General features: G+C 71.3%; 21 protein-coding genes. 12 read left to right on the forward strand and 9 right to left on the reverse strand.

Features of this window, described 5'->3' with window-relative positions; genetic code table 11:
• The first annotated feature begins 12 nt into the window (after nucleotides 1-12).
• The 4 genes from ETAA1_RS21075 (at nucleotide 13) to ETAA1_RS21090 (ending at nucleotide 3,142) form a co-directional block, all read left to right on the forward strand.
• A complete protein-coding gene (locus ETAA1_RS21075; RefSeq protein WP_145241972.1) occupies nucleotides 13-699 on the forward strand; it encodes an SGNH/GDSL hydrolase family protein in 687 nt (228 codons plus the stop codon).
• Nucleotides 700-783: 84 nt separating this feature from the next.
• Complete coding sequence (locus ETAA1_RS21080; RefSeq protein ID WP_145241974.1) at nucleotides 784-1,005, forward strand: hypothetical protein; 222 nt, start codon at nucleotides 784-786, stop codon at nucleotides 1,003-1,005.
• Between the two features lie 167 nt (nucleotides 1,006-1,172).
• Nucleotides 1,173-2,270 (forward strand): Gfo/Idh/MocA family protein, encoded by a 1,098-nt coding sequence (locus tag ETAA1_RS21085; RefSeq protein WP_145241976.1) that lies wholly within the window; start codon nucleotides 1,173-1,175, stop codon nucleotides 2,268-2,270.
• 80 nt (nucleotides 2,271-2,350) lie between these two features.
• Complete coding sequence (locus tag ETAA1_RS21090; RefSeq protein WP_145241978.1) at nucleotides 2,351-3,142, forward strand: polysaccharide biosynthesis/export family protein; 792 nt, start codon at nucleotides 2,351-2,353, stop codon at nucleotides 3,140-3,142.
• Here the strand turns inward: ETAA1_RS21090 and ETAA1_RS21095 are convergent, their stop codons facing one another.
• The 3 genes from ETAA1_RS21095 to ETAA1_RS21105 form a co-directional block, all read right to left on the reverse strand.
• Nucleotides 3,143-4,687 carry a class I SAM-dependent methyltransferase gene (locus ETAA1_RS21095; protein ID WP_145241980.1) on the reverse strand — a complete coding sequence of 515 codons (1,545 nt, stop codon included), beginning with the start codon at nucleotides 4,685-4,687 and terminating at the stop codon, nucleotides 3,143-3,145. It abuts the gene before it with no gap.
• A gap of 83 nt (nucleotides 4,688-4,770) precedes the next feature.
• A complete protein-coding gene (locus ETAA1_RS21100; protein WP_145241982.1) occupies nucleotides 4,771-5,469 on the reverse strand; it encodes a hypothetical protein in 699 nt (232 codons plus the stop codon).
• Nucleotides 5,470-5,480: 11 nt separating this feature from the next.
• Complete coding sequence (locus ETAA1_RS21105; protein WP_145241984.1) at nucleotides 5,481-7,403, reverse strand: protein kinase domain-containing protein; 1,923 nt, start codon at nucleotides 7,401-7,403, stop codon at nucleotides 5,481-5,483.
• Nucleotides 7,404-7,593: 190 nt separating this feature from the next.
• On the opposite strand from ETAA1_RS21105, the gene glgX reads away from it, so the two are divergent.
• The 5 genes from glgX to ETAA1_RS21130 all read left to right on the forward strand — a co-directional run bounded on the left by glgX (nucleotide 7,594) and on the right by ETAA1_RS21130 (nucleotide 16,402).
• On the forward strand, nucleotides 7,594-9,714 hold the full coding sequence (gene glgX / locus ETAA1_RS21110; RefSeq protein WP_145241987.1) for a glycogen debranching protein GlgX: 2,121 nt from the start codon (nucleotides 7,594-7,596) through the stop codon (nucleotides 9,712-9,714).
• Nucleotides 9,715-9,718: 4 nt separating this feature from the next.
• Nucleotides 9,719-12,673, forward strand: a complete 2,955-nt coding sequence (gene treY, locus ETAA1_RS21115) for a malto-oligosyltrehalose synthase (RefSeq protein ID WP_145241989.1) — start codon at nucleotides 9,719-9,721, stop codon at nucleotides 12,671-12,673.
• Nucleotides 12,674-12,675: 2 nt separating this feature from the next.
• Nucleotides 12,676-14,532, forward strand: a complete 1,857-nt coding sequence (gene treZ / locus ETAA1_RS21120) for a malto-oligosyltrehalose trehalohydrolase (protein ID WP_145241991.1) — start codon at nucleotides 12,676-12,678, stop codon at nucleotides 14,530-14,532.
• Between the two features lie 7 nt (nucleotides 14,533-14,539).
• The gene (locus tag ETAA1_RS21125) at nucleotides 14,540-15,253 is read left to right on the forward strand and encodes a radical SAM protein (protein WP_202920308.1); all 714 of its coding nucleotides are present in this window, start codon (nucleotides 14,540-14,542) and stop codon (nucleotides 15,251-15,253) included.
• Between the two features lie 129 nt (nucleotides 15,254-15,382).
• Nucleotides 15,383-16,402, forward strand: a complete 1,020-nt coding sequence (locus ETAA1_RS21130) for a GNAT family N-acetyltransferase (RefSeq protein ID WP_145241993.1) — start codon at nucleotides 15,383-15,385, stop codon at nucleotides 16,400-16,402.
• A gap of 156 nt (nucleotides 16,403-16,558) precedes the next feature.
• On the opposite strand, the gene ETAA1_RS21135 is transcribed toward ETAA1_RS21130, so the two are convergent.
• Nucleotides 16,559-17,464, reverse strand: coding sequence for an extracellular catalytic domain type 1 short-chain-length polyhydroxyalkanoate depolymerase (locus tag ETAA1_RS21135; protein ID WP_145241995.1), 906 nt, complete (start codon nucleotides 17,462-17,464; stop codon nucleotides 16,559-16,561).
• 144 nt (nucleotides 17,465-17,608) lie between these two features.
• Between ETAA1_RS21135 and ETAA1_RS21140 the strand changes: the two genes are divergently transcribed.
• Entirely contained in the window at nucleotides 17,609-18,709 is a 1,101-nt protein-coding gene (locus tag ETAA1_RS21140; protein ID WP_145241997.1) for a glycosyltransferase family 2 protein, read from the forward strand.
• A gap of 93 nt (nucleotides 18,710-18,802) precedes the next feature.
• Nucleotides 18,803-19,330, forward strand: a complete 528-nt coding sequence (locus ETAA1_RS32265) for a c-type heme family protein (protein ID WP_202920309.1) — start codon at nucleotides 18,803-18,805, stop codon at nucleotides 19,328-19,330.
• A gap of 11 nt (nucleotides 19,331-19,341) precedes the next feature.
• Here ETAA1_RS32265 and ETAA1_RS21150 read toward each other — a convergent pair whose 3' ends face one another.
• Nucleotides 19,342-19,596: a hypothetical protein gene (locus tag ETAA1_RS21150; protein WP_145241999.1), complete on the reverse strand. Its 255-nt coding sequence runs from the start codon at nucleotides 19,594-19,596 to the stop codon at nucleotides 19,342-19,344.
• Nucleotides 19,597-19,719: 123 nt separating this feature from the next.
• On the opposite strand from ETAA1_RS21150, the gene iscX reads away from it, so the two are divergent.
• A complete protein-coding gene (gene iscX / locus ETAA1_RS21155) occupies nucleotides 19,720-19,929 on the forward strand; it encodes a Fe-S cluster assembly protein IscX (RefSeq protein ID WP_145242001.1) in 210 nt (69 codons plus the stop codon).
• Nucleotide 19,930: 1 nt separating this feature from the next.
• Here iscX and ETAA1_RS21160 read toward each other — a convergent pair whose 3' ends face one another.
• The 4 genes from ETAA1_RS21160 to ETAA1_RS21175 all read right to left on the reverse strand — a co-directional run bounded on the left by ETAA1_RS21160 (nucleotide 19,931) and on the right by ETAA1_RS21175 (nucleotide 24,996).
• Complete coding sequence (locus tag ETAA1_RS21160; RefSeq protein WP_145242003.1) at nucleotides 19,931-20,953, reverse strand: DUF4349 domain-containing protein; 1,023 nt, start codon at nucleotides 20,951-20,953, stop codon at nucleotides 19,931-19,933.
• A gap of 36 nt (nucleotides 20,954-20,989) precedes the next feature.
• Nucleotides 20,990-22,495, reverse strand: a complete 1,506-nt coding sequence (locus tag ETAA1_RS21165; RefSeq protein ID WP_145242005.1) for a HEAT repeat domain-containing protein — start codon at nucleotides 22,493-22,495, stop codon at nucleotides 20,990-20,992.
• 121 nt (nucleotides 22,496-22,616) lie between these two features.
• Nucleotides 22,617-23,468: an HAD-IIA family hydrolase gene (locus tag ETAA1_RS21170; RefSeq protein WP_145242007.1), complete on the reverse strand. Its 852-nt coding sequence runs from the start codon at nucleotides 23,466-23,468 to the stop codon at nucleotides 22,617-22,619.
• A gap of 259 nt (nucleotides 23,469-23,727) precedes the next feature.
• Nucleotides 23,728-24,996: a patatin-like phospholipase family protein gene (locus tag ETAA1_RS21175; protein WP_145242009.1), complete on the reverse strand. Its 1,269-nt coding sequence runs from the start codon at nucleotides 24,994-24,996 to the stop codon at nucleotides 23,728-23,730.
• Nucleotides 24,997-25,061: the final 65 nt, after the last annotated feature.

Below are 25,061 nucleotides of genomic sequence, written 5' to 3' on the forward strand. Positions count from 1 at the left end.
AAAGGACACCCCATGTTCGTCCGCGTCTCCGTCGTCGCCGCCGCCGCGGCCTTCCTCCTCACGGCCTCGTGCGCGGCCGCCGACCCCGTCGGGCTCCAGAAGGGCGACCGCGTCGTCTTCCTCGGCGACAGCATCACCCAGGCCGCCGTCGGCAAGTCCGGCTACATCACGCAGCTGAAGGCGACGCTGACCGAGAAGCACGGCGTCGAGTTGGTCGGCGCCGGCATCAGCGGCAACAAGGTGCCCGACATCCAGAAGCGGCTCGACAAGGATGTGCTGGCGAAGAAGCCGAGCGTCGTGGTCGTGTACATCGGCATCAACGACGTGTGGCACGGCGAGAACGACCCGAGCCGCGGCACCAGCAAGGAGCGGTTCGACGAGGGGCTGCGCGACGTGGTCGGCCGCATCAAGGCGAGCGGCGCCCGGGTGGTGCTGTGCACGCCGACCGTGATCGGCGAAAAGAAGGCCGGCGGCAACAAGCTCGACGCCCGGCTGGACGAGTACGCCGGCATCAGCCGCAAGGTCGCCGCCGACACCGGCTCGAAGCTGTGCGACCTGCGCAAGGCGTTCGTGGACCACCTGGCGAAGAACAACCCGGACAACAAGGCCAGCGGCGTGCTGACGACGGACGCCGTCCACCTGAACGAGGCCGGCAACCGGCTCGTCGCCGAGACGATTCTGGGCGTGCTCACGAAGTAGGGTCGAACGACTCCCGTCGGGTTGACCGCCGTTCCACCCCCCGGTATGTCCCCGCCGGGTGAACGATCCAACCGGGGGACAGTCATGCGCACGATTCTGGCCGCGGTGCTACTGACGACGCTGGGAACGGGCTGCTGCAAGACGTGCGGCTGGTGCCACGACGACACTCCGGCGCGCACCGGCTTCTCGGCCGAGGCGCCGCCTGCGACGCCGGCATCGCCGGCCACGACACAACCGCCGACCCCGGCGGGGGTTCCGGCCAGCCGACCGGCTGGCACCGGTGCCTACGGCGGCACGGGGAACTGAACCGGCGCACTCCGACGCAAATTTGTGTATTTGACTCAATGCGTGCCCTGACCCCCCGGGGGGGTCGGCGACACACAATGCGCCCGGTTTGAACGTCGGCCCGTCACCCGGGGCGGGGCGGCAGTCCTATACCAGTCGGGACCGACCGCCTCACCCGGAGTCACGCCATGCCGCCCGCCTGCCGCTGGGGAATTCTCGGCACCGCCAACATCGCGCGCAAGAACTGGAAGGGGATCCGCCTGAGCGGCAACGGCGTCGTCGCCGCCGTCGCCAGCCGCACCCCGGAACGCGCCAGGCAGTTCATCGCCGAGTGCCAGTCGGAAGTGCCGTTCGAGCAGGTTCCGACCCCGGTCGGGTACGACGAACTGCTGGCGAGTACGGACGTGGACGCGGTGTACGTGCCGCTGCCGACGGGCGTCCGCAAGGAGTGGGTGCTGAAGGCCGCGGCCGCCGGGAAGCACGTGCTCTGCGAGAAGCCGTGTGGCGCCGACGCGGCGGAAGTGAAGGCGATGGTGGACGCCTGCCGGGCCGCCGGCGTGCAGTTCATGGACGGCGTCATGTTCATGCACAGCGCCCGCCTGCCGCTGCTGCGGAAGGTGCTCGACGACGCGGACGCGGTCGGCGAGTTGCGGCGGGTCACGAGCCAGTTCAGCTTCGCCGCCGACGCCGGCTTCCTGGGCGGCAACATCCGCGTGAGCGGGGCCCTGGAGCCGCTCGGGGCGCTGGGCGACCTCGGCTGGTACAACCTCCGCTTCGCCCTGTGGGTGATGAAGTTCCAGCTGCCGGAGGCGGTGGTGGGCCGCGTGCTGAACGAGTACGCGACCGACGGCCGGCCGGTGCCGCTGGAGTTCGCCGGCGAGCTGTTCTTCCCCGGCGGCGTGACCGGCTCCTTCTACTGCTCGTTCCGCACCGAGTTGCAGCAGTGGGCGCACGTGAGCGGCACGAAGGGGGCGGTGACGGTCGAGGACTTCGTGCTGCCGTACCACGGGGCCGAGTCGGCGTTCGTGGTGCAGCGGCCACACTTCCGGGTGCGCGGCACGAGCTTCCAGATGGAGTCGCACCCGACGCGCTACGCCGCCGCGGAGGCGAGCGACGGCCGCGAGGACGCCCAGGAAACGAACATGGCCCGCCGGTTCGGGGAACTGGTACTCGGCGGCAAGCCCGACGCCAGCTGGCCCGAGATGGCGTTGAAGACGCAGTTGGTCCTCGACGCCTGCCTGAAGTCGGCCCGCGACGGCGGCCGCGCCGTCGGGATAACCGGCTGACCGGCACGTTCCGGTGAAGCGGCCCGGTCCGCAGACCCGATACATTCCGCATCCTGCCTATCGCCCGCAAGGATCGGAAAATGCCCACTCCCACCCGCGTCGCCGGCGCCGCCCTGACGCTGTTGGTTGTGGCCGTCGGGTGCGAGACGCTCGGCCTGAGCCCGCCGGCGAACCAACTCCTGCCCGTCACGAAGGACATGCGCAACTCCGCGCCGATGCCACCAGCCGTGCCCCGCGAGTTGGCCAAGGAGCTTCACCCGGCGTTCGTCGTCGAGCCCGGCGACGTGCTCCTGGTGCAGCCCGCCGACCTCGACGCCCCGCTGCGGCTCCCGCCGGACCAGACGGTCTTCGCCGACGGCACCATCGACCTCGGAGTGTACGGCCGGCCGGTCGTCGCGGGGAAGGTGCTGCCGCAGATCGAGGCCGAGGTGAAGGCTTTGATCACCGCGAAGGAGAAAGGGAACGTCGCCGTCACGGTGCGGCTGATCGGCCGGAACAGCAAGGTGTACTACGTGCTCGGCGAGGTGAACGCCCCCGGTGCGTTCCCGATCAAGGGGAACGAGACGGTGCTGGACGGCATCCTGGCCGCCGGGGGCATCACCCAGCGGGCGAGCGAGCAGAACGTGGTGCTGAGCCGCCCGACGCCGCCGGACGGCTGCCGGGTCGTGTACCCGGTCTGCTACACGAACGTGGTGCAACTGGGCGACACGACGACGAACTACCAACTCCAGCCGGGCGACCGCGTCTACGTCCCCGGGAGGGGGCTGTTGGAAGGGATCCTGCCGGCGAAGTGCCTCAAGGGCGGCCCCTGCGCCGGCCCGCAGGTGGCGTGCTGGTGGGGCGGCAACTGCGCCCCCGCCGGGTGTAGGTAGTCAGCGCGGCGTCTCGAACAGTGCCAGGAAGTCGGCCCGGCCGGCCGGCTTCCAGCCGTGCGCGGCGACGGCCTCGGCCACCGCTTCCGCGACGCCGGGGAAGTTCGGGTCGTCGTGGTCGTGGAACCCGACCACCGCTCCCGGGGCGAGGTGCGGGACGACGTTGGCGATGTCCGCGGCCACGTTGTCCCTGTCGTGCGCCCCGTCGATCAAGCAGGCGGTGAAGGGTCCGCCGCTACTCGGCCCGAGTGCGGCGAACGTGCCGACCCGCAGCCACACCTTGTGCCGCACGCCGTACCGCTGGAGCCAGAAGTCGGCCGGGCCGTCGTCGGCCCGGTCGAGCGACACGACCCGCTTGGCGGTCACGGCCGCGACCGTCGTACTCCGGCCGAGGTGGCGGCCGAGTTCCAGCACGTCGCGGCCGCGGCACGCTTCCGCCCACAGCCGGCACTCCGCCGTGGTGAACCAGCCGGGAACCTCGTCAGCGGGGTCCGCCGCGCCGGCCGCGCTCATCCAGTCGAGGAAGTACCGCCAGGCCACGAGTTCCATGGGGTTGGAGCCCGGGTGCCACTGCGGCGGGAGGGCGAAGTCGCCGGCGGGGGCGAACTTGTTAAAGAACCGGTGTACGAACAGCGGCCGGCCGTGTGGCCCGGCCTGGATGTAGCTTCCGTGGCGGCACGCCAGCGGCCGCCGGGTATACCGGTGGTGCGGGGCGCCGAGCCGGTGCAGCGCGGCCCGCACTTGCTCCTGGTCCCCGAACCCGCCGACGGCCACCCCGGTGACCGACCGCCAGTAGTAGTAGTCGCTGTGGTCGTCGTAGTGCCCGGCGAGTTGGAGCACGCGCCAGGCCGCCCGCTTGGCGTAGACGTAGTGCCCGCCGTTGAGCGCGTAGCCGTCGTCGGGGGCGACGCCGTAGGACGGCCAGTGGACGCACTCGTCCCCGATCGGGTTGTCCGGCCACGTGACGATGCCGTGCGGGTTGTGCTCCGGCTCGAAGCACTCGTTGGGGTCGTAGATCGGGTAGCAGTCGGCGTCGAGGAACAAAACCTCCTCGAACGGCGAGTTGAGAACGGCGAGCGTCTTCACCTCCCAGCCGCCGAGCAGGCGCCGGGCGGCACGGGCCGGGTGGGATTCGGCGTCCACCACCTCCACGCCGGGGAGTTGTCGGACGCGGTCGCTGACGGGTTCGGCCGGGCCGCGGTGCCACACCTGGATCGGGTGCCGCCAGCCGACCTCGCGGAGCATCCGGCAGGCGACGTAGACGCTCGCCTCGTACCGTCCGCCGCCGCAGATCACGGCCCCGCGGCCGGCGAACCGCCCCTCGGGGTACGCCGGCATCTCGGCCAGGAAGCGCTCCGCTAGGATCAGGTGGGCCTCGCGAGCCACCGGCCACAACTTCCAGCCGTCCGGCATCACGTACGGGGGCTCGGTCAGCAATTCGGCCAGCGCGGCGGCGGGCATGTCGGGCCGGAAGTCGACCGGCGGAACACAGCCGGCGGGGTCGCCGCCCCACGCCGCCCGGACCTCCGGGCGGTGGGCGAACATCCAACACGCCGAACAGTCGCGGGACGGCTTGAACGGGCGGGCCGGCAGGAACCGGTCGCAAATACACGGGCGAACCGGTCGGCTCATGCCTGCGACACCAGCACCGGCCCCGTCGCACCGAACACCGTCCCGGGCAGCAGTGCCGAGACGGGTTCGTACTGCACGTCCGTCGCCTCGACCGGCTTGCCGTCCACGCGGACGAGCAGCCCGTCCGTGGGACACAGCTTGACCTCGCAGACGGCCGTTCCGACGCGGGCCTGCCACGTGAGTTGGGCGGTGGGAGCGGCGGAGTGGTGGCCGGCGTCCGGCCCGTCGGGCACGGTGACGCGGACCCCCTTGCCGGCCGATAGGGTCGCCGCCGCCTGAGCGAACTGGGGTGCCATCATGGCCCCGGAGCCCGACCCGCAGCCGGCGCAGCAGTCGTTGCCACCGGTGGCCCGGAGTTGGCCGGTGAATTCGGCAGACTGGTCGTAAGGATTCACCGGCGCGGTGTCGAAGACCCAGCCGTACACGACCAGCGCCGTCCCCGCCGGCGTGCACGTCGGGACCGGGACGTTCGGGACGCACCAAACCTGGCCGACGACCTCGCCATCCCGGCAGTTCGAGTCGCTCGGGTCGGGCGACGGAACGCCTGAAGCCGGAGCAGGGAGAATGAGAACCCGGACCTTGTCGCCGTCCTTGTCGCCGTATTCGCCGCTAACGCACATCAGCGCCGGGCCGGAAGCCTGCGGCCGGACGGCGAAGGTCAGGCCGCCCGTGGGGCACACGAATTCCAGAGACACAGGTACTCCTACTAGGGTCGAGACATGTACCGGGCGCTCCGTACCAACGTGGCGCCAGTCGAAACGTAGATGCCGAACTCGCCGACGTAATCGGCCGGCTGGAACCGGTTATTTTCCGTGGTACCGGTCAGTTCGTGACACGGCACGCCGTCCCAGCGAACCCACTGCAGCTTCCGCCGGTCCACCATCAGTTCGACCATTTGTTCCTGGTTCCCCGGCGGGTGAGGCAGGATGGTGCTGGCGAACAAGTGGGTGCTGCTATGAGCCAGTTGCCCGCCGGGCTGAATCTCACCCGTCTCACGCGACACGACGAAGGGTTGCCCGGCCTGCGGTTGGAACGGCCGCAACTCGATCACTTGGAATGTGAACCGGCCGTCCGCTCCCGTGCGACCACCGAAGTACACACCGACGTAACCGGTCCACCGGGTCTGGCGGACCGAGACTTGGATGTGATACCCGCACTCGGCCATGTGGCCGAGCGGGATCAGTGCCCGGCTGATGGTCTGGATTGAAAGGGCTTCGGCCGCCGGATCGTGGAAGACGTGCGTGCCGAAGCCGCCCTTCCACAGCCGCGGTTCCGGGGCCTTCTTGAGCAGCCTCACCCACTCGCCCTTCTCCGGAGCCCGGGCGGCGTCCGGGATCGGTGCTTCTTTGCTTGGCGTATCCGGCGCCGGTGGTGGAACGGGCGGGGTGGCGTCTCCGTTACCCCGGGCGAAGACGACCGCAGTGACCGCGACGACCGCGAGGGCCGCCGTCGTGACGCCCACCCACATCCGGCGTGACCGGCGCGGGGCCGGCACGGGCGTCCGCGTCGAGGCCGGGACGGGCGGCAGAAACGCCCAGTCGGAAGTGACAGCGACTTCTACAGGAACGCGGGCGAGCAGCGCCGGCAGGTCCGCACCGGCGGCGAGCGGCGCCAGCGCGACAGCCACCTCGGTGGCCGTGGCCGGCCGCATCGCCGGGTCGCGCGCCGTCATTCGGTCGCAGAGCGACACCACCTCCGCGGGCACCTCGGGCCGCTCCGCGGCGAGCCCGCCCGGGGTTGTCGGGGTGCCGCAGCGGTCGAATGGCGGTTTCCCGGTCAGCAGGTGGTAGAGGGTGCAGCCGAGGGCGTACAGGTCGGCCCGCGCGTCGACCCGGCGGAAGTCGTCCCACTGCTCGGGGGCCATGTAGTCGGGCGTGCCCATCACCTGCCCGGCGGTGGTGAGCCCTCCGCCGACCGGCCCGGGCGTCCGAAATAGCGCCAGCCCCAGGTCGAGCACCTTTACCCCGCCGGCCGCGAGCATCAAGTTGTGCGGCTTCACGTCGCGGTGGACGAGCTGGTGGTCGTGGGCGTGCTGCAACCCCAGCGCGGCCTGTCGGATGATCTCGCAGGCGTCGGCCACGGGCACCGGGTGACACGTTTTACACACCCGTGCCAGGTCGGCCCCGTCGAGTAGTTCCATCACCAGGTAGCGGACCCCCTCGGCATCGCCGGCGTCGGTCGCGCGGACGATGTTCGGGTGGTCGAGTTGGCCGACGACCTCCATCTCGCGGTCGAACCGGGCGACCCAGTCGGCGTCGCCGGACCGGCCCGCGGGCAGCACCTTGACCGCGACCCACCGCTTGAGCCGCTCATGCCACGCGCGGTGCACCTTCCCCATCCCGCCGCGGCCGATTACTTCGTGGAGGCGGTACTGGCCGAGCCGGCGCGGGCCGCTTCCGGTGTCGGGCTGCGGCGGGTCGAACGGCGTCCAGCCGGGCGGGCGGTCGGCCGGGGTCTTCCCGGTCGCCGGCGGCGTCGCCAGGTCGCCTAGGCGGAGGATGCAGGCTTCGCAGTCCGACAGGTGGGCCTCGAGCCCGTCTTGCGCGGCCCGCGGCAGGCTGCCGCGGAGGTACGCCGAGAGCGCGTCCCGGGTCGGGCAGGGGCCGAAACGTGAGGGGCGGGAACTCATCGAGGCACCACGGCCGGAGGCGGAGGCGGGTCGCGGGTCGGCCGCACCTCGATTCGTGGGTGTGGTAGGATTGTCAGCCGGGCGTCCCCGAAATGCAAGCGCCGATCCCGAATTCTTCAGTCGGCCTGCGGCACGTCATTCGCTCACTTTCTGGCCGACGGCACCGATTCGACCCAGCGACGAGGACCGCATGCGTGTCTGGCCAGGCCGCCCGTACCCCCTCGGGGCCACCTGGGACGGGATGGGCGTGAATTTCGCCCTTTTCAGCGAGAACGGCACCGGCGCGGAACTTCTCCTGTTCGACAACCCGACCGACGCCGCGCCCGCCCGGGTGATCCCGCTCAAGGAGCGCACCGATCTGGTGTTCCACGCCTATCTGCCCGACGTGCAGCCGGACCAACTGTACGGCTACCGCGTGGACGGACCGTTCGAGCCGTCACAGGGCCACCGCTTCAACCGCAACAAGGTGCTGTTCGACCCGTATGCGAAGGCTGTCGGGCGTGAGGCTACCTGGGACCACGCCCTGTTCGGCTACACCATCGGTCACGACGACGGCGACTTGAGCTTCGACGAGCGGGACAGCGCGCCGTTCGCCCCGCTCGCGGCTGTGGTCGATCCGGCGTTCACCTGGGGCGACGACCGCGCGCCGCAGGTGCCTTGGCACGAGACGTTCGTCTACGAGCTCCACGTCAAGGGCTTCACCAAGCAACTGCCCGGCGTGCCGGACCGCATCCGCGGCACCTACGCCGGTGTGGGGAGCGACGCGGCCGTCCGCCACCTGAAGAGCCTGAACGTCACGGCCGTCGAGCTGTTGCCGGTCCACTACCGGCTCGACGACCACTACCTCACCGAGAAGGGGCTCACGAACTACTGGGGTTACAACACGCTCGGCTTCTTCGCCCCCGACCCGCGGTTGTCGGCCGACCCGACCAACCCCGCGGCCGCGGCCCGAGAGTTCAAGAGCATGGTGCGGGCGCTCCACGCCGCCGGCATCGAAGTCATTCTCGACGTGGTCTACAACCACACCGCCGAGGGTAACCAGAACGGCCCGACCCTGTCGTTCCGCGGCGTGGACAACGCCAGCTATTACCACCTGTCGCCGGAGGACAGACGGTACTACATGGACTTCACCGGCTGCGGCAACACGCCGAGCCTGCGCCACCCGCGCGTGTTGCAACTCGTCATGGACAGCCTCCGGCACTGGGTGCTGGAGATGCGCGTGGACGGCTTCCGGTTCGACCTCGCCACCGCGCTGGCCCGCGAGTTGTACGAGGTCGACAAGCTCAGCACGTTCTTCGACGTGATCCACCAGGACCCGGTGCTGAACCGCGTCAAGCTCATTGCCGAGCCGTGGGACGTGGGGCCGGGCGGCTACCAGGTCGGCAACTTCCCCGTCGGCTGGGCCGAGTGGAACGGCGAATACCGCGACGCCGTCCGGCGGCTGTGGGCGGGCCACGCGGTGACCGCCGGCAAGCTCGCGGCCCGCCTCACGGGGTCGAGCGACCTGTACCAACAGACCGGCCGCCGCCCGTACGCGAGTGTCAACTTCGTCACCTGCCACGACGGCTTCACCCTCCGCGACCTCGTGAGCTTCAACGAGAAGCACAACGAGGCCAACCAGGAGGACAACCGCGACGGGTCGAACGACAACCTGAGTTGGAACTGCGGGGCCGAAGGTCCGACGGACGACGAGGAGGTTCAGCGACTGCGGCAGAAGCAGATGCGGAACCAGTTTGCCACGCTGATGCTGTCGCAGGGCGTGCCGATGATGCTGGCCGGCGACGAGGTGCAGCACACGCAGGGCGGCAACAACAACACCTACTGCCACGACGACGACCTGACGTGGATCGACTGGACGGAGACGCCCGAGAAGCAGGCGTTCCTCGCGTTCGTCCGCAAGGTCACGACCCTGTGGCGGACCGAGCCCGTGCTGAAGCGGCGGACGTTCTTCCAGGGCCGCGCCATCCGCGGCGAGGGCGTCGCCGACGTGAGCTGGTTCGCGCCCGACGGCAGCGAGCTGGCCGACGACGACTTCGACAAGCCGGCCGCCGTGATGGGGTGCCGCCTGGCCGGCGACCTGATCGAAGAAACCGACGAGTGCGGCGAGCCGGTCCGCGGCGACACACTGCTGATCCTCCTCAACCCGACGCCGACGCCGACCGACTTCTCACTCCCGACGACGAACGAGAACCACCTCTGGCACCTGGAGTTCGACACGTCCGACGACGCCCGCCAGTCCGACCCGCTCTACGGCCGGACGGTGTACCCGCTGGCCGACCGGTCGGTGGCCGTGTTCCGGGCGAAGGGGTGACGCCGTGACCGACATCCTCGACCGCCTCGCCGCCGCGGCGCTCGACACGGCGGCCGCCCGCCGCCGCGTCCCCGGCGCGACGTACCGCTTTCAATTCCGCAAGGAATTCCGGTTCGCCGACGCCCTGGCGCTGGTGCCGTACCTGGACGCGCTCGGCGTCACGCACGCCTACGCCTCGCCGATCCTGAAGGCCCGGCCCGGGAGCCCGCACGGGTACGACGTGATCGACCCCGGCCGGCTGAACGACGAACTCGGCACCAAGGACGACCTGCGGGCGCTCGCCGCCGCGCTACACGCCCGCGGCATGGGGCTGATCCTCGACACCGTGCCGAACCACATGTGCATCGGGGCCGACAACCCGTGGTGGGCCGACGTGCTCGAGCACGGCCCGTCGTCGCCCTACGCCGACTACTTTGACATCGCCTGGCACGACTCGCCGCGCCCCGGCATGAACGGCCGCCTGCTACTCCCGGTGCTCGGCGACCCGTACGGGGCGGTGCTCGAGAGCGGCCAGCTGCGCGTGGCCTTCGACGCCGGGCAGTTTTCCGTCTGGTACTTCGACACACGCCTGCCGATCGACCCGCGCACGTACGGCCGCGTGCTCGGCCCCGCGGCCGCCGAGTTGGTGACGCGCCTCGGCGTCGAGCACGCCGACACCATCGAGTTAACCAGCATCCTGAACGCCGTCGAGCACCTGCCGCCGCGCGGCGAACCCGACGCGGTGCGCGTGGCGATGGGCCGCGTCGAGACGGCCGCGGTGAAACGCCGCCTCGGCGAGCTGAGCGACCGCTTTCCCGAGGCCGCGGTCGCGGTGACGGCGAGCGTCGATCGGTTCGCCGGGACGGCGGGCGACCCGGCCAGCTACGGCCCGCTCGACGACTGGCTCGAAGCCCAGGCGTATCGGCCGTGCTTCTGGCGCGTCGCGTCCGACGAGATCAACTACCGCCGCTTCTTCGACGTGAACGAGTTGGCGGCCGTCGGCACGGAGCGGGAGGACGTGTTCCGCGCCGTCCACCGCAAGCTCCTCGGCTGGCTCGCCGACGGCACCGCGGACGGCCTCCGCATCGACCACCCGGACGGCCTGTTCGATCCCAAGCAGTACCTCGACCGCCTCCAGGCCCACTACGTGCTCGCGCTGGCCAAGAAGCTCGCGGCCGACGCGCCCGCCGACTACCCGGGCTTCGACCCCGAGCGCGACGAGGCGGCGCTGCTGGAGCGCGTCGCGGAGCCCGCGGCGAAGGGGCGCCCGCTGTACGTCGTGGTCGAGAAGATTCTCGCCGACGCCGAGCCGCTGCCGCGCGAGTGGGCGTGCGACGGCACCACCGGGTACGAGTTCGTCACCGCGGTGAACAACCTGTTCGTGGACCCCGCCGGCGAGACCGGGCTGACCCGCTTCTACGGCGACTTCACCGGCCAGACCGACGCGTTCCCGACCATCGTGTACGAGAAGAAGGCACAAATCCTGTCGTCGTCGCTGTCCAGCGAGCTGACGGCGTTGTCGCACCAGCTCGACCGGCTGGCCCGGCTCGACCGCCGCAGCCGCGACCTCACCCTGAACGGCATCCGCCGCGCGCTCCGCGAAGTGATCGCCTGCTTCCCGGTGTACCGCTCCTACGTCAACGGCGGCGTCCGCGACGTCGACAAGGCGCTGATCGGCAAGGCGGTGTCGAAGGCCCGCAAGCGGAACCCGATGCTCGGCCGGCCGCTGTTCGACTTCATCCGCGACACGCTGCTGCTGAAGGACCCGCCGAGCGGCCCGGCGTCGGACGACTACCGCGCCCAGCAGAAGCGGTTCGCCGGCAAGTTCCAGCAACTCACGTCGCCGGTCACCGCGAAGGGGATCGAGGACACGGCGTTCTACGTGTACAACCGGTTCGTGTCGCTGAACGAGGTCGGCGGCGAGCCCGGCCACTTCGGCTGGCGGCCGGACAAGGTCCACGCCTTCATGATGGACCGGCAGGAGCAGAGCGCCGGGAGCCTGTCGCCGCTGAGTACGCACGACACGAAGCGGAGCGAGGACGCCCGCGCGAGGCTGAACGCGATCAGCGAACTGCCCGGCGAGTGGGCCGACCGCGTGAACCGGTGGGCGCACCTGAACGCCCGCCACCGCGAGGACGGCGACGACGGCCCCGTGCCGGACCGGAACGAGGAATACCTGCTGTACCAGACGCTGGTGGCGGTGTGGGACGGCGGCCCGTCGGAGGAGTTCAACGGCCGCGTCCAGGCGTTCGTGAAGAAGGCGCTGTGCGAGGCGAAGGTCCACAGCTCGTGGATCAACCCCGACCCCGACTACGAGGCCACGGTAGCGCGATTCGTCGAGCGCGTGCTGAACCCGAACGAGTCGGCCGAGTTCCTCGCCGACCTGGCGGCGTTCGTGGGGCGCGTCGCGTTTCTGGGACGGGTGACGTCGCTGGCACAGAGCGTAATCCGCTGCACGGCCCCGGGCGTGCCGGACACGTATCAGGGAACCGAGAGTTGGGACTACAGCCTCGTAGACCCGGACAACCGCCGTCCGGTGGACTACGCCGCCCGGCAGGCGTGGCTCGCGGACCCGGCGGCGCCGGACCTGGCCGACCCGCGGGTGAAGCTGTTCGCGGTGTCGCGGGCGTTGCGGGCGCGGCGGGAGCACACCGAGCTGTTCGAACGCGGCGAGTACGTGCCGCTCGCGGCGATCGGGCCGAAGGCCGACCACGTCTTCGCCTTCGCCCGCCGGCACAACGGCGCCGCGGTGGCGGTCGTGGTGCCGCAGCTGGCGGCGGCGCTCGTCCCCGAGTCGGGCCGCGCGCCGGTCGGCGCCGCCGCGTGGGGTGACACCGCGGTGTCTCTCGACGACTTGCCGCCGGGCCGCTGGACGAACGTGTTCACCGGCGCAGCGATCGATGCCGGCCGGCGGCTGCCGCTGGCCGAGGTGCTGGCGTCGTTCCCAGTCGCCGTCCTGACCTACAGCCCTCGGTCGTGACCATGCCCACCCGCCGCCTCCCCGTCGGGGCCGAAGTCGTCCCCGGCGGCGTCCACTTTCGCGTCTGGGCGCCGATCCGCACGACGGTCGAAGTGGTGATCGAGGCCGGCCCGACGGCCGCGCTCGCGGCCGAGGGCGGCGGGTACTTCTCGGCGCTGGTGCCGGGCGTGGCCGCGGGCGACCGCTACAAGTTCCGTCTGGACGGACGGCCGAACACGCACCCCGATCTGGCCTCGCGGTATCAGCCGGCGGGCCCGCACGGCCCGTCGCAAGTCGTGGACCCGGCGGTGTTCCCGTGGACCGATCAGGATTGGAAGGGAGTCCTCGAAACGGGCCAGGTCTTCTACGAGATGCACGTCGGCACCTTCACGCCGGACGGCACCTTCGCCGCCGCCGCGGACAAGCTGCCTGAGCTGGCAGCACTCGGCGTCACGGCGGTCGAGGTGATGCCGGTCGCCGAGTTCCCCGGCGAGTTCGGCTGGGGCTATGACGGCGTCCACATGTTCGCGCCGACGCGCCTGTACGGCACGCCCGACGACTTCCGCCGGTTCGTGGACCGCGCCCACGCTCTCGGTCTCGGCGTGATCCTGGACGTGGTCTACAACCACTTCGGGCCGAGCGGGAACTACACCCGCGAGTACAGCCCGCAGTTCTTCAGCACGGTCCACAAGACCGACTGGGGCGAGCCGTTCAACTTCGACGGCCCGGACAGCGGCCCGGTCCGCGAGTTCTTCGTCGCCAACGCCGGCTACTGGGTGGACGAGTTCCACCTCGACGGCCTCCGCCTCGACGCCACGCAGGCCATCTTCGACGACTCCAAGGAGTACGTCGTGACATCGATCGCCCGCCGGGCGCGGGAGGCGGGCCGCGGCAAGTCAATCTACGTCGTGGCCGAGAACGAGCCCCAAGACGCCCGGCTGGCGAGGCCGTCCGAGAGCGGCGGCAGCGGCCTGAACGCGCTGTGGAACGACGACCTGCACCACGCCTGCCGCGTGGCCCTCACGGCCCGGAACGAAGGCTACTTCTCCGACTACCTCGGCACGCCGCAGGAGCTGATCAGCGCCGCGAAGTACGGCTTCCTGTACCAGGGGCAGCGCTACCGCTGGCACGCCCGGCCGCGCGGCCGGGCCGCGTTCGACCTGAAGCCGCACAACTTCGTAGCCTTCCTCGAGAACCACGACCAGGTTGCCAACAGCTGCCGCGGCCTGCGGCTGAATCAGTTGGCGAGTCCCGGCAAGCTGCGGGCGCTGACGGCGTACCTGTTACTCGGCCCGGCGACGCCGATGCTGTTCCAGGGGCAGGAGTGGGCCAGCACCCGGCCGTTCCTCTACTTCGCGCACCACGAGCCCGACCTGGCGAAGCTCGTCCACGAGGGCCGCCGCGGCGAATTGAAGCGATTCCGCAGCCAGTCATCGCCGGCCGTGCTGGCCCAGGTCGCCGACCCCGCCGCCGCCGAGACGTTCTTCGCGTCGAAGCTCGACTGGTCGGAGCGCGAGCGGCGCCGCGACTGGCTCGCGCTCCACACCGACCTGTTGGCGGTGCGCAAAACCGACCCCGCCTTTCACCCCGGCGTGCGTATCGACGGGGCCGTCATCAGCCCCGCGGCGTTCGTGCTGCGCTACATCGTGGACGGCACCGACGACCGACTATTGGTCGTAAACCTCGGCCGCGACCTGAAGCTGGACCCGATCCCCGAGCCGCTGCTGGCGCCGCCCGACGGCGCGACGCGCTGGGCGGCCGGCTGGTCGAGCGAGGAGCCCAGCTACGGCGGTCACGGCACCGCGCCGCTGGACACCGACCTCGGCTGGCTCATCCCCGGCGAGTCGGCCGTGTGGCTGGCCGGGGACCGCGGGGTATGATGGAAGGATGATCGCGTTGCCGTCCGTCCCGCCCGAGGCCCGTCCGCGGCTCGCCCCGCTCCGAGGGCTGGAGGCGGGCGAACTCCTGATCCACGAACTGTACCTCAGCGTGCAGGGCGAATCGACCTTCGCCGGGCTGCCGTGCGTCTTCGTCCGCACCAGCGTGTGCGACCTCCGCTGCTCGTGGTGCGACACGCCGCACGCTTTCACGCGCGGCGAGCGCATGCCGCGCGCCGAGGTGCTGGCCCGGGCGCTGGCGTTCGACTGCCCGCTGGTCGAGGTCACCGGCGGCGAGCCGCTGCTGCAACCGGACGTGCTGCCGCTGATGGCCGAGTTGTGCGACGCCGGCCGCACCGTGCTGCTGGAGACGGCCGGCGCCCACGACGTCGGCCCGGTGGACCGCCGCGTCCACGTTATCATGGACCTGAAGTGCCCGGACAGCGGCGAGGCCCACCGCAACCGCTGGGCGAACCTCGACGCCCTGAAGCCGACGGATCAGATCAAGTTCGTGGTCGCCAGCCGCCGCGACTGGGAGTGGGCCGAGCGCACGATCCGCGAGCACGCGCTCGACCGGCGGTTCGTGTGCCTGGTGTCGGCCGTGTTCGGGGCGGTGAAGCTGTCCGACCTGGCCGACTGGCTCGTGGCCGCGAAGCTGGGGGACGTGCGTATGCAATTGCAGATGCACAAATTCGTCTGGGACCCAGCCGCCCGCGGCGTGTAGAACGCCCATGCCAGTCGGCGCAACTTGCGGCCGCGGCCCGGCGGCGATACAGTGAGCGGATTGGACCCGCCGCCCCTCTCCCCGGCGGCCTACGCTCCCCCGCCCGGCGGCGGACCCCATGAGCCGGCCGTGACCACCTACCGCCGCTTCCGCAACACCGACCCGCCGGCCCTTGCCGACGTCTGGAACGAGGCCCACACCGCCCGCGGGGCGTACCCCGTCCGCACCCCCGCCCTGCTCGAACGCTGGATCTTCAGCAAGCCTTACTTCGACCCCGACGGCTTGATCGTCGCCGCGGACGAGGAGAGCAACCTCGTCGAAGGGTATGTCCTCGCCGGGTTCGCCCCCACGGCCGAGCTGAACGCCCTCAACTTCGCCGAAGGGGTCATCAGCTCCGTGGCCGTACGGCCGACGGCGCGGCGGAAGGGCGTCGGCCGAGGACTCGTCTCGGCGGCCGAGGAGTACCTGATCCGCAAGGGCGCCCGCACCCTCCGCGCCGGGCCGACGTGGCCGCAGTGCCCGTTCGGGTTCGGCCTGTACGGCGGCACCAACGCCCCCGGCTTCCTCGCCTCCGACCCCGACGCCGACCCGTTCTTCCGCGCCCTCGGCTACCAGCCCGCCGGCCAGACGGCCGTCTACCAGAAGAAGCTCGACCAGCCGATCGCACTGGCCGACGCCCGGTTCGGCATGTTGCGCCGCCGCTACGAGACGCAGGTGCTCCGCGCCGCCGCGGTGCAGAGCTGGTGGCACGACGCCGTGTGGGGCACCCTCGAACCGGTCGAGTTCCGGCTCGTCGACAAGCTGGCGAACAACTTCCCGGCCGCCCGCGCCGTCGTGTGGGAGCTGGAAGGCTACGGCTGGCGCTGGGGCACGCCGTCGGCCGGCATCCTGGACATGCAGGTGCGGCCCGACCTCCGCCGGCAGGGGATGGCCAAGCTGCTCGTGTCGCAGGTGCTTCGCTTCCTTCAGGACCAGTTCTTCGGCGTGTGCGAGCTCCACGCCCCCACCGACCGGGCCGACCTGACCGGGCTGTGCAAGGCGGCCACGATGGAGCTGGTGGACACCGGCACGACGTACCTCAAGCCCGTGCCCGAAGACCGGCAGGTGCCTCTGAGACAGGCCACGGGGCTCACTCCCGTCGGGGTCTGACGCCACGACTCACATTCGGACCGCGATGCTTATTTCCGGCCGAGGGGGGTCGATCCGCGGAACCATGTCACCGACTCATAAAAAAGTTGGTTCGATCCTGCGGCGGCACCAGTTTCGTCGGTAAGTGCCTGTCTAAATTGGCGTTCGGCCGCGGCGTCACGGCCGGGCGTGCTTCTGGAAGAATTCCCACATTCGTCCGTTCACGTCCACGTCGGTCGTGGACCGGCCCGTGAGGCCGCCGAGCGACGGCCGGCCGAACCAGTTGTGGCCGCCGCCCTCGACCGTGTAGACCACCACCTCCGCGCCGCCGGTGCCGCCCGCGAACGTCTTTCGCTTCACCTTGCACCCGTCGTCGGGGTCGGCGTCGGGCAGTTCCGCTTCGACCGGCGCCGCGGCGCAGCCGTTGGCCTTCGCCCACGCCGCCGCCGTCGCCTCGACCGACTTGAACGCCGGCCCCTTCCCGGTCCTCGGCGTGCCGGTCATCGGCACGAAGGCGTCGTCGGTGCCGTGGAAGTGTAGCACCGGCACCGGCCGCTTCGGCGCCGGCTCCTCGTAGGTCATCGTGCCGCCGACGGCGCACACGGCGGCGAACGCGTCGGCCTGTTCGTTTGCCAGCTTGTACGTCATCATGCCGCCGTTGCTGAACCCAGCGGCGTAGACGCGCTTCGGGTCGACCGCCGCCACCGCCTTCAGGTCGTCGAGCAGGTCGCGGGCGAACACCACGTCGTCGGTCTTGTTCACGACGAACGGGATGCCGCCGGAGTTCCACGTCGGAATGAGGCCGGTGCCGTCGGGGTAGGCGACGACGAACCGGTGCTTGTCGGCGACGGCGTCGAGGCCGGTGACCGCGCGCATGATGCGGGCGGTCATACCGGCCCCGTGGAACACGACCACGACGGGCGCCGGCGTCTTCGCGTCGAGCCCCTTCGGGACGTGGACCAGATACGTGCGCTCCTTACCGCCAGACTTCACCTTCCGCGCGGCGACGGGGACGGGGGCGGCGGGCGTGTCGGCCGGCGCGGCGGCGGCCAGCAGCAGGACGAGGAGGGCGGCGTGGCGCACGGGGGGCTCCGGGAACGGGCGTGGCGGGTCGCCGTGCGATTATCGTACGCCGGGACAGTTGCGGTTGCACGGGCGGAATCGTTGTGCCTAGAATCCGCGGTCCACGGACGGACGCGTCCCGCACGCACCGGGAAGGAAACCGGAATGGCCCTGGCAGTCCCGCCCGGCGGCCCCACGCCGCCCACCCCGCCGCCGGCCGCGGTCCCCGTCCCCGTGCCGACCCGGACGCGCCGCCCGAGCCGCGCCGCACCGCCCCGGACGCCCGACCTGTCCGTCGTCGTCGTCAACTTCTGCCAGTGGCGCAACACCGCCCGCCTCGTCACCCAGCTCCGCCGCTCGATCGCCGCCCGCACCGGCACGGCCGACGTGGTCATCGTCGATAATCACTCGCCGTCCCACCCGGTCGTCCGCCGGCTCACCGCCCTCCGGGGCGTCACCGTGCGCCGGTTCGGCCGCAACCACGGCTTCGCCCGCGCCGTGAACCGCGGCTGCCGCGTCGGCCGCGGCCGCTGGCTGCTCCTCCTCAACCCCGATGTGACCGTCCCCGACGGCTTCCTGGACGAGGTGTTGGCCGCGGTCCGCCGGCTGCCGGCGAACGACCCGCGGGCCGGGGTCGTCGGCTTCCGGCTGATGAACCCGGACGGCACCGGGCAGGCGTCGGCCGGGCCGTTCCCGACGCTCGGCAACACCGTCGGCGGGATGATCCGGCCGCGCTCCCGGCGGAAGTGCCGGCACGTCGACGCCGCCGACCGTACCGCCGTGCCGTGGGTGACCGGCGGCTGCCTGCTGGTGCGCCGCGACTGCTTCGAGCAACTCGGCGGCCTGGATGAAACTTTCTTCCTCTACTACGAGGACGTGGACCTCTGCCGGCGGGCCGCGGACGCCGGCTGGGGCGTGTGGTACGACCCGCGGCTCGAAGTGACGCACCACTGGCCGCTGCACGCGCGGCGGGTGCCGCCGCCGCTGCGACTCATGACGCGGCACGCGCTCCTGACCTACGCCCGGAAGCACTGGCCGGGCTGGCAGGCGGGCGCGCTGTCGTGGCTGGTGTGGGCGGAGGCCGGCGTGCGGCAGGCGTGGGCGGCGGTCCGCGGCGACCGCGACGCGGCCCGCTGCCACGCCGAGACGCGCCGGTTGGTCGGCGACGTGGCCCGCGGCCGGCTCGAGGCGGCGCGGAAGCGCATCCGCACGGCGGCGGCGTTCCTCCACCCCGTCGCCGCCGAGCAGGACGGGCGCACGAGCTGACGCGACCGCCGAACAAATTGGACCTTGATATCCAATTTTCTCGGGGTATGCTGGTCGTAGCCTGCCACACGACCCGCTCCGGGGCACTTCCACATGTCCGCTTCCACCCGCACCGGCCTCGCGGCCGGGCTGTTCGTGCTCCCTCTCGCGCTGGCCGTGAGCCCGACCCGGGCCGACGAGGAGGGGGCCGACCGCCGCGTGCCAGTCGCCGTAGCCCGGGACCGGGCGAAGCTGGCGCACGAGGTCTACGTCGCCACGCTCGACTCGATGCACCACCATTTCTTCCGCCGCGACCGTGCGGTGCTGCCGGCCCGCGCGCTGGAGGACGTGTTCACCCAGGTCGGCCGGCGGACCGGGGTCGAGGCGAAGTGGATCGCCGTGAACACCCCGGCGATGTCGACCGACCACGAGCCGAAGACGGCCTTCGAGAAGGAGGCGGCGGCCGCGATCGCGGCCGGGAAGGACTCGTACGAGCGGGTCGAGGGCGGCGTCTACCGGCGGGCCGGGGCGATCCCGCTCGGGACCGGGTGCGTCAGCTGCCACACCCGGTTCGCGACCGCCCCGGACAAGACGCCGCGGTTCGCCGGGCTGGTCCTCGGCGTGCCGCTGAAGGGCGAGTGAGGCGGCCCGGTTCAGCCGGTCCCGATGTCCTCGACCCACCGCATTGACGGGTGGATCCGCACGTACTCGATCGCCAGGTTCTTGGCGACGATCCGCCGCACCGTCAGGGCGACGTGCCGGCTCGTGCCCGGGGTGCAGCGGGCGAGGAACTCGTCGTCCGAGATCGGCGGGAACCGGGTCTTGAAGTCCTCCTCACGGAGCACGATTGTCGCGTAGATGCCCAGCACCACGGCCACGACGGCCGCCCCGATCATCACCGCGCCCATCGTCTCACCTCCGTCTCGGTCACCCGGACTCCGCACGAACCGACGCCACCGTGCCGAGTCCCCGGCGCTGCCCATCGATACACCAATGGGGGAGATGGACGCCCCACCCCCGAGGGTTCTCTGATGACGTGGCACGACTCCCGCGACATCGGCGAGCAGCTGTTCGAGAAGTTCGGAAAGCTGAACCCGCTGACCGTTCGGTTCACCGACCTGCACAAGCACGTGCTGGCGCTCGACGGCTTCGAGGGGAAGCCGGAGGCGTCCAACGAGAAGCTGTTGGAGGCCATCCAGATGGCGTGGTACGAGGAGTGGGAGGACGAGTACGGCGAGTAACTTATGCCGGCGGCGTCGCCCGGCCGGCGCGGCGGCGCGACACCCACACGCCCGCGAACGCCAGCGGCACCACGAACGGCAGCCACGGCGCGACCGCCACCCCGACCAGCGCGATCCACTCGCCGACCGTCACCAGCAGGCTCCACGAGCCGCCGAACGTCGCCGCCACGCGGTCGCCGAACGTCGGCGGCGTCGGCGGCGGGTCGGCCGTCGGCGGGACGTAGTTCGCCTCCTCGCGCAGCTTCAGCGTCACCGTCGAGAACGCCGCCTTCGCCTCGATGTACTTCTGCCGCCCCTCGGCCTTCTCGATCTGCTCGCGGATCGGCAGCATCTGCCGGCGGATGGCCAGCGACTCCTCCACCGACCGGGCGCGTTCGGTCAGCAGTTTCAGGAGGTTGTCCTCCTCGGCCTTCAGGTGCTTCACGCGGATCTGGATGTCCACGAACTCGTCCGTCAGGTCGTCGGAATCGACCTTGTCGCGCTCGGGGACGCCGAGCGGCCGCAGCGCGGACATGAAGGCGCGGAACTTCCCCGCCGGCACCTCGAGCTTGAACGTCGCGGTGCGCTTGCTGCCGGCGTCGCCGCGCGACTCGGAGCTGACCAGGCGGCCGCCGTTGGCCGTGAGAAGCTCGTCGACCTGCTTGTCGGCCGCGTCGAGGTTCTTGACGACGAGGTCGAGCTGCGCGGTGTAAACGATCTTGCGGTCGACCGGCTCGGCCTTCGGTTGCCCGGCGGGCACCGGAACCGGTGCCTGGGCGGCAACCAGCGGGTCGAAGACGGCGCCGGCCGGCGCCGCCTCGCGCGCGGCCCGGTCCGGGGCGGGCGGGCTACTCGCGCTCGTCGGCTTGATCGCGGAGCCGACGAATGAGAACGACTCCCTAAAGGCGTGTTTGGTACTGGTGGCGAGGAAGACGCCCCCGACGATCAGCAGGACAATCGTCACGCCGAAGACGACGAAGAACGGCCGCGCCGACCCGCGGGCAGCGGCGGCAGGTGGGCGAACCGGCGGCTCGGCGGGGATCACGGGTCGTCCCTCGGCTGGGGAAAGGGGGCCGCAGTCCTACGGCTTCTTGTCCTTCTTCTCCGTGTCGCGGATGGCCTTCACGGCGTCGTCGGTCAGCTTCTGCCAGTACTTCTTCTCGTCGTCGGTGGTGCCGCGGGTGCGGAGCCGCTCCACGGCCGGGATCGCCGCCTTGCTCGTCGGGCCGAACTGCACCAGCGTCGTGACGGCGGCCAAGACCACGTCGGCGTCCTCGGCGGTGAGCGCCTTCACCACGTCGTCGATCTTGCGGGCCGCGGCCGGCCCGATGTTGCCGAGCACGTTCAGCGCCTGGAGCCGCGGGCCGACCTCCTTGTCGTTCGCGTACTTCGCCACGGCCGACAGGTTCTCGTCGTTCAGTTCCTTCGGCTCGTACCGCATCAGCACCAGCCGGGCCATGATCTCCACCTGCTTGTCGCGCTCGACCACGCCGGTCGGCGACGGCGACTCACCCGTCTTAGGGGCGGGGGCCGGGGCGAGCCGCTTCTTGATGCTGGCGACGTAGGCCGCCACCCGGTCCTCGGACCGCGGCGGGTCGGCCTTCAGGTCCTTCAGCGGCGGCGCCTTCGGGTCGCGCGGAGCGAGCGGCGGGCCGAGGATGACGAGCGACTGGTACGCCTCCATCCGCACCGGGGCGCTGTGGTCGGCGGCGAGCTTGAACAGCGCCTCCTGCGCCCGCGCGCTCGGGCCGGAATGGTCGTTGTAGGCGATGCGGCCGAGGGTAAACGCGACGGACCGCCGCGTCTCGTAGGCGAAGTCGATCATCGGCGGGCCGACGAGGTAGTTGACCGCCCCCTCGGCCTTCGACCCGAACGCGGCCAGCGTCTGGATGGCGTGGAGGCGGGCGCCGCCGCCGCTGGCCCCCTGCTCGGCGGCCAGGAACAGGATGCGGACGGCCTCCTTCACGTCCGCGTCCTTCTCCAGCCCGACGGCGCCGACGGCCTCGTAGGCGCCGGCGCGGACGCCGGGGTCGCGCTCCTTGTCGGCGGCCATCCGCTCCAACACCGCCTTCGGCCAGTCCCTCTCCTGGCGGACGATCTCGGGGCCGAACCCGGGGATGGTCCGCAGCGACCGCTCGCGGACGGCCGGGTCCAGGTCGCGGGTGTCGCGGATGGTTTCGGCGAGCGTGCGGCCGTTGATCGTCTTCGGCCACTCGGCCTTCACCGACGTGCTGCCGCCCTTGTCCTTGTCCTTGTCCTTGCTCTCGGGCGGCGGGGGGAACACCGGCGGCGGGGCCGGCGGCTGCGCGGCGACGCCCTTCCCCGGGTCGGCCGGCATCGGCGCGACCGGCGGCGGCATCGGCACCGACCCGTAGGCGACGAACGGCGGGATCGGACTCGGCGGTGTGGCCTCGGGCGCCGGCGCGGGGGCGGGCGGCTCTTTCGGCGGCGGCGGCACGTCGGGCGACGGGCGGGACGGGGCGGCTTCGGGTTCCGGTCCGGGGGCGGGCTGCGGCTTCTTCCCACACCCGGCGAGCGCCATCAGGGCGGCGAACAGGATGGTGTTGGCGGTGGTCGGACGGCGCATGACGGCTCCTCGACTGCTCGGCCCCGTCGTTTTACAACGCGCAGCATACTCCCTCCGTTGGCCCGCACGCAACCGCGCCCGGGCGAGCCGCCCGCCGTCAGGCGGCAGGCGGCTCGCCGAGTCACACTCCCACCGCCGCCCGCGCCGCGCGCGGCGATGGCCGCCACGGCGGCCGCCAGTCGTTCGCCTCCAGCAGGTCCGCCAGCTCGGCCAGCGACGGCACCGCCGTCTCCGGCCGGTACGTGTACCGCGGCAGGTCGTCCGGCTTCGTCCCGCCGCTGAACACCAGCACCGTGTGGAACCCCAGCTGCACGCCGCCCAGGATGTCCGTCTCCATCGTGTCGCCGACCATCACCGTCTCGTCGGTGCGGAGGCCGAGTTCCTTGCGGGCGGCGCGCATCATCACCGGGCTCGGCTTCCCCACGCTGAACGCCTTCACGCCCGTCGCCGTCTCCAGCATCGCCACCATCGCCCCGCACCCGGGCCGCACCCCGGCCTGCGTCGGGCAGTTGGGGTCGAGGTTCGTGGCGATCAGCTTCGCGCCGCCGAGGATCATCCGCACCGCGGCCTCGACCTGCTCAAGGTTGAACGTCCGCCCCTCGCCCACGACCACGTAGTCGGGGTCGTGATCGACCACGGCGTACCCGTGCTGGTGGAGCGCGGTCAGGAGCCCCCCTTCCCCGATGACGAAGGCGGTGCCCTCGGGCTTCTGGTCCGCCAGGAAGCGGGCCGTCGCCATGGCGCTGGTGAAGACGTGCTCCTCGCCCACGTCCACGCCCATGCGGGCGAGCCTGGCCGCCACGTCGCGGCGGGTGCGCTGGCTGTTGTTGGTCAGGAACAGGAACGGGATGTCGTTCTCGCGCAGGCCGGCGACGAACCGGTCGGCGCCGGGGATGAGCGCGGGGCCGCGGTACAGGACGCCGTCCATGTCGATGAGGAACCCGAACCGCGGGCTGCTGCCGTTGCTGTGCATGTCGCCTCGGAATACGTGCGAACCCGGCCGGCGGGGCCGGGGGGCGGAATCGAGAGGTCGAGAGGGGGAGAACGAAGGGGTATAACGCAGTTGCCGTGCCGGCGGGCGTGTGGGACCGATGACGTTTACTAACCGGCGGTACGGGCAGGGGTTGGGCGGCCGGCCGACGATCGCCCCGCGGCCCGAACGGCGGCGAGGGTGCGTAACCAGTGGGCAGTCCGGCGGGTTGAGAGCGTTCAGCCCGGAGGGTGCCGGGGCATCACGGACCCGGCACCGGCTCGACCGGCCGCCCCTGCCACGGCCCGCAGCCCTCGGCGGTGTACTCCAACCCGGTCCGCGGCACCATCGTTTCACCCGGCTGACTCGACGGCGGCGTGCGCCGCCACGGCACCCCGCCCACCGCGGACTGCCGGCCGACGTCGAACAGCAGGCGCATCTCCTCCTTCTTGAAGGTCATGCTCCCCGGCTCGATCTTCAGCGTCGTGGGCACAGCGTTGAGGTGGAAGTTCGACCCGGTCACGGCGCACAGGGCGTACATCTTGTACGCGCTCTCGCGGAACAGGGCGTACATCGTGTTCGACACCGACGCCGCCATCACCTTCAGAAACCGCGGGTTCTCGTCCAGCGGGTCGCGGTAAATCTTCCCGGACGCGACGATGTACACGTTCGACCCCGGCGGCAGGCCGCGCGGCGTCTGGACGAACGCCTGGATGACGTTCCCGGCGTCGACGTGGAGTTCCTGGTAGCGTTGGCCGTTCAGCTCGATGTCGAACTCGACCGGCGGCATCACACCCGGGATCGAGCAGGCCGCGATCATGATCTTGTACACGAGTTCGCGGGCGTCCGGCCGGCCGCTCGTGGCCACCGCGCCCACGTCCCACACGACGGCCCGCTGGGTCGTCAGGCTGACGGTGGCGACGAACAGCCGGCGGCCGGCGTGGTGGGCGGCCCGCATGTCGGCGAACGCCTCGTCGTCCAGGTTCCGCTCGACGAGTTCGCGCAGCGGGGCGGAGGTGGCCAGGCCGCGGTTGAACAGCAGCCCGCGGACCGGACGGAAGCGGAGGATGTCGCGCTGCCCGACGTTGTTAAACTCGCGGGCCAGGCGGGCGTCGTACTTCGGGCCGAGGAACGCCAGCGACGCGATGAGGGCGCCGCTGCTGATGCCGGTACACACGTCGAACGTCGGCCGGGTGCCGTTTTCCGTCCAGCCGCACAGAATGCCGGCGACGTAGGCGCCGTACTTGCCGCCGCCGGAAATCACGAGCACGTTCTGCGGCCCGCCGGCGGTCGGCATCGGCAGCATGCCGTCGCCGAACACGGACGCGAGCCCGTCGGAGAGGGTGCTGTCGGGGTCGGGGTACGGGTCGGGCGGCGGGGTGCGGTTGTACCAGCTGCTGTCGAGGAGGTTGGTCGGCGGGTTGGTGAACGACCGGGGGGTGCAGCCGAGCGCCGCCGCGAGGGCGACGACGAGCGTTGCGGCGAGCAAGTCCGGCAGCCGCGGCCGTCGGCCGCGGGTCGTGATCGCCATGTCGCCCCCAGAGAGTCCCCCGGGGCGGGGGATACCGCGGGGCCGGCGGCGGGTCAAGGCGAGCG

This window comes from Urbifossiella limnaea, assembly GCF_007747215.1.
Classification (GTDB): domain Bacteria; phylum Planctomycetota; class Planctomycetia; order Gemmatales; family Gemmataceae; genus Urbifossiella; species Urbifossiella limnaea.